The organism is Chromohalobacter sp. HP20-39 (assembly GCF_033052815.1).
GTDB lineage: Bacteria > Pseudomonadota > Gammaproteobacteria > Pseudomonadales > Halomonadaceae > Chromohalobacter.
Map to the genome: position 1 here is coordinate 1 of NZ_JAWHTP010000159.1, position 446 is coordinate 446.

The window sequence follows — 446 nt, forward strand, 5'->3', positions numbered from 1 at the left end:
CGCAAGCATCGTTGGCGAAGCCGGCGTCGCAGTCGATTGGACGGACGAGAAACGCAAGGAGCTGGGCCTTTTCGGTGCAGCAGCAACGGCGACCCGTAGGCCGCGAGTGCTGAATGTCAACCAACAACCGAGCGGCCCAGGAGCCAATGCAAAGCCGGAGGATAGACACCTAGACCCGTCAGCCAAAGCGGAGTTAGAGGTGTTTGCCGGTGCAAAGGCCGAGGTGAAATTGTGGGGTGGCCTACAGTGGTTGAATCCCGAGCAGTTGGGCTTGGGCTATCAGGAATTCGCCAAGGTTAGTGACTCCGTGTCCGGTCTGCTTGGTATCGGCGCCGGCTGCATGTTGGAGTTGACTTACGCCTCCGGTAAGTTCCGTTTCCGAATGATGGCGAGTGCGTGCTTGGGATTGGGTGCGAAGGGCAAACTCGAGCTGGAAGTCGACTATG

The 446-nt window shown here is 58.7% G+C and carries 1 protein-coding gene; it reads left to right on the plus strand.

What is annotated here, in order from left to right; genetic code table 11:
- Positions 1 to 199: 199 nt before the first annotated feature.
- The coding region (locus RVY79_RS17435) for a hypothetical protein (protein WP_317465745.1) at positions 200 to 446 on the plus strand (247 nt) is incomplete at its 3' end.